The organism is Dyadobacter sp. HNCC25DJ186, assembly GCF_056895235.1.
Genome location: NZ_JBXHAS010000017.1, coordinates 64326 through 71364, shown reverse-complemented (window position 1 = coordinate 71364; position 7039 = coordinate 64326). Strand labels below are relative to the sequence as shown.

Here is a 7039-nt window from a genome sequence, read left to right as displayed (position 1 = left end):
CTACGAATTAAAGAGCTATCAGCAGGCCCGTGACTATGCCACCAAGAGTTTTGTATTAATGAAAGAGCTGAAGGCCGACTGGGATACGGAGCGGGCGGCAAATATTCTTTCAAAATGTTATGCAGCATTAAAAAATTACGAGCAAGCATACGAGTACCAGACGATTGCCCGCGCTTATGGCGATCGCATTCTGAACGAGAAAAAAGAAAAGGAAATTAACTATCTGCACTTGCAGGACAAAAAATCTGAGAATGCAGATCTGCTCCGTGAAAATGAAAAAAGCAGGCAGGTGATCAGAAACAACCGGATTGTAATCTCGCTTACGGCCCTTTTCTCCCTGCTGCTTATCTCGGCCCTTTTCTTTCTACGGCGAAATATCATTCGAAAAAATGCATTGAATCTGGAGCTGAAACATAGGAATGATGAAATACGCATACAAAAAGAAGAAATTCAAATGCAGCGCGAAGAGCTTGTATCCCTCAATAAAACAAAGGACCGCATATTATCTGTCATTGGTCATGACCTTCGAAGTCCTTTCGCTTCGGTGCGGCAGATGTTAGAATTGATCAGAAGTGGTGATTTGAGCGAAGAGATGCAGGAAATTTTATTTGAAGATTTCCAACGGCAGATCGTCCTGGTCTCAGAGCTGATCGATAATCTACTGCTCTGGGCAAGCAGCCAGCAGAACGGCGCGACGATCACATTTGACAAAATCAACCTGACGGAAGAGGCTGATAAAATACTGGCACTATACAAACCTGCTTTTGAACAAAAACAACTGACGGTGATACACGTCAACCCGGAGGATATCAGGATTGAGGCCGATGAAAACCACGTCAGAATGATTCTCCAGAATATTATCAGCAATGCCATCAAATTTACGCCCCGAAATGGGACGGTCAGCCTTTTTTATACGCGTAAAAATGATTTTGCGGCCATCCATATCCAGGATAACGGAACGGGCATGTCTGAGAAGAAATTGGGAGCACTTTTCAAGTCGTCCGGAGCAGCAATTACCGAACGGGGTACAGATATGGAACCCGGAACCGGACTGGGCCTGCTGCTGATCAAACAATTCGTGGAAGAAAATGAAGGAAAGATCGAAGTGAAAAGTGAAAAAGACAAAGGCTCTGAGTTTATTGTATATTTTAAAGCGAGCTCAAAAACCGTCGCAAGCTGAGTAAAACGAATTATGTCCGTGTGTGGCAAAAATCCATCAGATCAATTCGAACCCCTTTTATTAAAATTTCGCAGTAGCTTTTACGGCTGAAATCGTTCAGGCGGGTGCTTTATAAAAATCCTGACAATTGTATTTTACCTCGGTGAGTGTGAAGGTGCCGTAGCATAAATCCCTGTCCGGATAACTGTAAATGGTTTCTGCATTCTGCATCAGCTTGTAACTGTCGATTTCCTGATAATCTTTTAACGGCGTTGCCCAGGGCAATTGTTTCCCTGCATCAGCAGCGTACCGATCCTGGGAAATGAAGTTGATCAACGCACCTTCTCCATTGAAATACAGCCATGCAGAAATTGTGATATTATTATTTGTAAAAGACGCTTTCACTTTATCTCCCTCCGTGGCAAGCCATTTAATCCGCTTGTCTATCAACGTCGCCGGAGCCAGACAACACATATCGTTAAAAAAAGTAACGGTCTCAGATAAATCCATTTCGGCACCTTCCTGATATTGAACCTTAAACATGGAAAACAGCCGTATATCCATCGAAGCACAACCATTCTTAAAACAATGATAACCAGCAACCGGCAGACTTTTCATGACCGCCTTCATAAAAAATAACCTCGTTGGCGTCTGCATGAAATTGTACTGCTCTGAGGTAAACGGCATCCAGTCTGACTGCTCGTTTTTTCTAATCCTGCCTGTAAATTCAACTTTAAAATTATTCACTTTGGGCTTTCCCACCGAGCCGGTAAAACGCAGGTATTTTTTTACCGGCTCAGGAAGTAGGCTGATATCCGTTTCTGTGAGAGGAGAATTATCAGAATAAACAGTTTGCAAAAAAGCGGTATTAACATCATTTTGAAATTTGGTATAATACATTTTCTCAGTATATTTTACGATGAGCAGCACAAGGAAAGCAACATTCACAATGGTGAGAAACCTGGCATCCTGCCAAAAGCAAATCACCAGAATCTGGGCAAGAAACAGCACGAAAACAAAAATCCTCATCATAATTAATTATTTTCCAGGTTCATCACCCTGCTTACGCCAAAACTCGAGTTACATTATCCTCAAACAGATCTTTTGTGCTCCCGGCTTTTTTCCACCTTTTCAAAGTCAGTGGTGACCTTTTCCTTTTTGTTGGCCTTCTCATTTTTTTATCTCGATATTTTTGGTGCATCCAAAGATACCATACAGAAAATTTGATGTAATCTATTTTTTATAATAACCCCTCACCTGCGGCATCAGCGCCAAAAACAGCATCGCAACAGCATAAAACATGTAAAAGGTATGCAGCCAGTGCACGGCTTGCAAAAAAACCATTTCAAGCTGGATCCAGATGATCAGTGCAAAGGCCTGATAGATGCAAAAACTCCATGGCCAGCGCATATCTGTAAAAAGATTAAATTGTTCTGCAACAGGACTTTTTAGATTTCTTAACAAAGCAAAAATCAGCAGCAAAGGACAGATACCCAGCACAACGAATAACAGAATGCCCGGTATCAGAAAATTACGAAACGGAGATGCGGCCAGCATCGACATGGGCATTCCAAACAGCTTACCGCTTGGGGAAATGATCAATACGCCTCCGCCGAACAGGGCCCCTACACCAAGAAAACCGAGAAGAAAAATGAGCAGATTTCGGGTCATGGATAATTTCATTTCAATATTTTTAAAAGATAAGGACCAGATGGTAAATAATCATTTAAACGCGTAAAAAGCTGTCGACCGGACGCCTCAGTGAACATGATCAGGATACTGCTTAAGGTATGTAAAATTCGCAGATATTAAAAGCCAAAGTTGTTGCATCTTGCTGGCTAATGCTTGTATCGTTCACGCATTTACCGCTTTTGGCAGAATTGCATAAACACATCGCTTTTTAAATCTGTGATTCATGCAACTATTACCTATTCACGTATAAACTTTCCCTTCGGAATACTTGCACCTTTGCGGAAAGGATCTTGCCTAAACTGCCCCACCCATGAATCCATTCAATCCATTATTCGATGTACCCGCGGCTCGTGATTTCACTGCCACACTGGCACATGAAATTCGCAATCCACTGGCTACGATTAATCTGTCTCTGGCTCTGATGCTTGCGGAGCGTCAGGATGATGAGCTGAAAATGTATGCCGATATCATCAAACGCAGCTCAGAAAGAATCAACGAGCTGGTCAATGAGATGGTCAATAACCGAAATATGGACGAAACGCAGGTGGCAAACCAGTCTATTCACCATCTGCTGGATGAAGTTGTCGAAATGGCCAAAGACAGGATTCTGCTGAAAAACATCATGGTCTGCAAAGAATATGATCCCACAGACTGCATCGTAGCACTAAATCGCCCGAAAATGAAAATTGCGCTGACCAATATTATCGTCAATGCGATTGAGGCCATGGATTCGCAGTATCGGGAATTGAAAGTGGTGACGATGTCCATCGCCGGAAAATATGTGGTGCAGATTGAGGACAACGGCTGCGGCATCAGCGAAAAAAATCTTAAAAACATTTTCAATGCCAATTTCACCAACCGGCCCGGAGGTATGGGGATCGGGCTGGCTGCTACTTACGATATTCTCGAATCAAATCATGTGAAGGTGCATGTGGAATCGGAGCTCGGTTCCGGAACGCATTTCTTTCTGTTATTCGATAAAAACTGATACTTGACAAACAAACCTCATTACGAACCAAATTGAAAGAAAATATTGACGTCGGCTCTCGGCAATCGGCAGTCGTCTAAAAATGTGGCTCTTATAAAACAATCTGATAGCTTAAACGGACGACCCCGCCGATAGCATGGCAAAAGAGATCGTATCCGGAACTGGGTTGACTAAATTGTCAATAAAAAACTGATCCGGATAAGTGAGCTGAACCATCCTTTTTTGAATTGCTCTGGACTGAAAATTGCAGTGCATTAATATAATATCAAACAAACCGGAAAGAAATCATATTAAATGTCTTCTTTCATATTTTAAAATACCGACATGACAACAAGACAAATCGTACTCGCATCACGGCCCGTGGGTTTACCTACAAAGGAAAATTTCAGATTCGAAAATATGGATCTGCCCGAAATAAAGGAAGGAGAAGTGCTGCTCAAAGGATTATACTACTCAGTTGACCCCTACATGCGGGGCAGAATGAATGATGCCAAATCTTATGTTCCACCTTTTCAACTGAACGAGCCACTGACAGGCGGCGTGGTAGCTGTGGTAACAAACAGTAAATCAGATTCTTTTAAAACAGGCGATTATGTTCTGGGATCTTTGCCCTGGATGGAAAACTGTATTGTTAAAGAAAAAGAAATTCACAAAATTGATGCAACGATTGCACCTGCCAGCAACTATCTGGGTGTGCTTGGAATGACCGGGTTAACGGCCTATCTCGGCCTCATGCAAATTGGAAAACCAAAATCCGGCGAAACTGTCGTAGTTTCCGGCGCTGCCGGGGCGGTAGGAATTGTGGTTGGTCAAATTGCAAAGATTCAGGGGTGCAGAGTAATCGGTATCGCCGGATCGGACAAAAAGACAAACCTGTTAAAAGAAGAATTTAGGTTTGACCAGGCTATTAATTACAAAACAACAGATGATTTAAAAAAGGCGATTGCAGAGGCTTGCCCGGACGGTGTCGATATTTATTTCGATAATGTGGGAGGTGAAATATCCGATGCGGTGATCAGTCTCATGAATTTCCATTCACGCATTCCCTTATGCGGGCAGATTTCACTCTACAACAATACCGACAATGCCACCGGCCCAAGGCTGCAGCCGATGCTACTGACCAGAAGTATACTGATGCAGGGATTTATTGTGAGTGACTACAAAAGTTTATTTCCCGAAGCAACCCAGCAATTGTCTCAATGGGTAAAAGATGGAAAATTAAAATCCACAGAAACCATCATTCATGGGTTTGACCAACTTCCCGCGGCTTTAATTGGATTATTTGATGGAAAAAACGAAGGAAAAATGATCGTTCAAACAGCAGATATGGAATAAATCCAGCATGAAATTAATAACATGGAATAGTTGGCGTGGGCATTGAAAAACTGCAAAAAACTGGGTTTGACAACAGACTTCGGTTTGAAGGGTGATTACCTCGTCCATCCGTTGCGCATGATCAAGACAAATGACTTTTTCATTCTTGATGTATAACGCTTAGCAGGCAATTCCGACCAGCCGTTTATGCGGTCGAATCCTCAGTTAAGAAACTTTATACCGCCAATAAAAAATGAAGGAAACGAGATTTACTGTTTCCTTCATTTTTCAAACATACCAATGTAAAATCCTTATTTAATGATCGGGATAATCCAAAATACGCTTGCCTGAACGACGCTGTTCTTAAAATCCGGGCTGATCTCGCGCCCCGAGAAGTCCCCTACTTTTGATATCCCCGCCATGTAGCGAAGGCCAACGCCCAGGCCGCCGTCTGACTGGTACCCAAGGCCTGCGCCTAGCGACAGATCCAGGCTTTTCGCAAAGCTATTGATCGTCTGGTCAGGGATACTTTCCGACAAGCGCACACCAGCCTGAGGACCTGCCTCCACATAAAATCCGGTTGCAATCCGAAACTTTAACATCACAGGAATATTCAGGTAATTGATCTTGAAATCCTTCTTGCTTCCTGCGTTTTCAACTTTGGCACCTTGCGTAGAAAATAATACCTCGGGCTGGATAGCGAAGATTTCTCCAAAACCGAAATTAAGGATTCCACCTAAATGATACCCTACCTTAGCATCAGAATTAATGTCACCACCAGAATAGTTGCTTACATTAATACCAACCTTGGGGCCAAAACTAAATGTCTGGGCAAATGCGCATGTGCTTAAAGCGAACAGTAAAACCGTAATTGATAATTTTTTCATTGCGTAATTTTTTTTAAAGATTTAATTGCATTTCCTGCCGCATCCATTCCATACAGGAAGGAAGAGCAGATATGTTTTTTTTTAGAAAATAAAATCCCTGGCAGACAATTAACCATCTTTATAATCAGCGAATAAAAATGCTTGGAAAAAGATATTGGCACGGTTGTAGTGGATAATGTTTTACTGTTACAAATCTTGCCGGATTTAACAGAGTAATTCTTACACATCAGTTTTCATTAGTTGCATTAATCACAGATTTGGTATTCACTAATATCTGATCAGACTGCCGGAAATAACCTTCATATTACCCTATGATACTTTATATTAAATACATGGTCAGCCTGCGTTGCAAGATTTTGGTGAAAGAGGAATTGACCAAATTAGGCCTTCACTATGTGATTGTAGATCTGGGAACCGTCGAGATACTTGAAGATATGATCCAGGAGCAACATGACGAGCTTAAGAAAAACCTGCTCCGGTCTGGACTTGAACTGCTGGATGATAAAAAAGGTATCCTGATTGAGAAGATCAAAGCGGTAATCATTGAGATGGTGCATTACGCAGACGAATTACCCGTAACGAATTTTTCTGATTTCCTCAGTGAAAAACTGGGATACGATTATACTTACCTTTCCAATACTTTTTCGGAAGTGAAAGGAATGAATATCCAGCAATTCATTATCCTGCATAAAATTGAAAAAGTGAAGGAAATGCTCCTGTACGAAGACGTAAATCTGACAGAAATAGCATACAGGCTTCATTACAGCAGCGTATCACATCTGTCCAATCAGTTCAAAAAAATCACAGGCCTTACGCCCTCTTACTTTAAGAAGCTGAAAATGCAGCGCACTGAAAATCTTGAAAATATGTAAGATTTTTGGAAGGGACTGTCCGCCTGCAAAAAGAAAGAATTTCTGCTCAAAATTGTATCATTGTATCAACGATCATATCAGAAAGTGATGATCGTCACCAATTAGCGGCACAGCTACCCCTACCTTA

7 protein-coding genes are annotated in these 7039 nt (G+C 41.9%); 4 read left to right on the top strand and 3 right to left on the bottom strand.

The window, feature by feature from the left end:
• Positions 1-1180, top strand: a 1180-nt coding sequence (locus AC1XUO_RS28420) for a sensor histidine kinase (RefSeq protein ID WP_483333237.1), incomplete at its 5' end; no start/stop codon positions are given.
• Positions 1181-1276: 96 nt separating this feature from the next.
• On the opposite strand, the gene AC1XUO_RS28415 is transcribed toward AC1XUO_RS28420, so the two are convergent.
• Both AC1XUO_RS28415 and AC1XUO_RS28410 read right to left on the bottom strand, forming a co-directional pair.
• A complete protein-coding gene (locus tag AC1XUO_RS28415; protein WP_483333235.1) occupies positions 1277-2191 on the bottom strand; it encodes a DUF6544 family protein in 915 nt (304 codons plus the stop codon).
• 201 nt (positions 2192-2392) lie between these two features.
• Positions 2393-2842, bottom strand: a complete 450-nt coding sequence (locus tag AC1XUO_RS28410) for a hypothetical protein (protein WP_483333233.1) — start codon at positions 2840-2842, stop codon at positions 2393-2395.
• Positions 2843-3161: 319 nt separating this feature from the next.
• Here AC1XUO_RS28410 and AC1XUO_RS28405 point away from each other — a divergent pair, with 319 nt between their 5' ends.
• A complete protein-coding gene (locus AC1XUO_RS28405) occupies positions 3162-3839 on the top strand; it encodes a two-component system sensor histidine kinase NtrB (protein ID WP_483333231.1) in 678 nt (225 codons plus the stop codon).
• A 324-nt stretch (positions 3840-4163) separates the two neighbouring features.
• Positions 4164-5174: an NADP-dependent oxidoreductase gene (locus tag AC1XUO_RS28400; RefSeq protein WP_483333229.1), complete on the top strand. Its 1011-nt coding sequence runs from the start codon at positions 4164-4166 to the stop codon at positions 5172-5174.
• A gap of 290 nt (positions 5175-5464) precedes the next feature.
• Here AC1XUO_RS28400 and AC1XUO_RS28395 read toward each other — a convergent pair whose 3' ends face one another.
• Positions 5465-6040: a porin family protein gene (locus AC1XUO_RS28395; RefSeq protein ID WP_483333227.1), complete on the bottom strand. Its 576-nt coding sequence runs from the start codon at positions 6038-6040 to the stop codon at positions 5465-5467.
• A 311-nt stretch (positions 6041-6351) separates the two neighbouring features.
• Between AC1XUO_RS28395 and AC1XUO_RS28390 the strand changes: the two genes are divergently transcribed.
• Positions 6352-6912, top strand: a complete 561-nt coding sequence (locus tag AC1XUO_RS28390; RefSeq protein WP_483333225.1) for a helix-turn-helix domain-containing protein — start codon at positions 6352-6354, stop codon at positions 6910-6912.
• The last annotated feature ends 127 nt before the right edge of the window (positions 6913-7039 follow it).

Bases quoted from the DNA above. Each gene is read 5' to 3' on its own strand.
- AC1XUO_RS28405 (WP_483333231.1), top strand. From the start codon at position 3,162: ATGAATCCATTCAATCCATTATTCGATGTACCCGCGGCTCGTGATTTC.
- AC1XUO_RS28415 (WP_483333235.1), bottom strand. From the start codon at position 2,191: ATGATGAGGATTTTTGTTTTCGTGCTGTTTCTTGCCCAGATTCTGGTG.
- AC1XUO_RS28400 (WP_483333229.1), top strand. From the start codon at position 4,164: ATGACAACAAGACAAATCGTACTCGCATCACGGCCCGTGGGTTTACCT.
- AC1XUO_RS28410 (WP_483333233.1), bottom strand. From the start codon at position 2,842: ATGAAATTATCCATGACCCGAAATCTGCTCATTTTTCTTCTCGGTTTT.
- AC1XUO_RS28395 (WP_483333227.1), bottom strand. From the start codon at position 6,040: ATGAAAAAATTATCAATTACGGTTTTACTGTTCGCTTTAAGCACATGC.
- AC1XUO_RS28390 (WP_483333225.1), top strand. From the start codon at position 6,352: ATGATACTTTATATTAAATACATGGTCAGCCTGCGTTGCAAGATTTTG.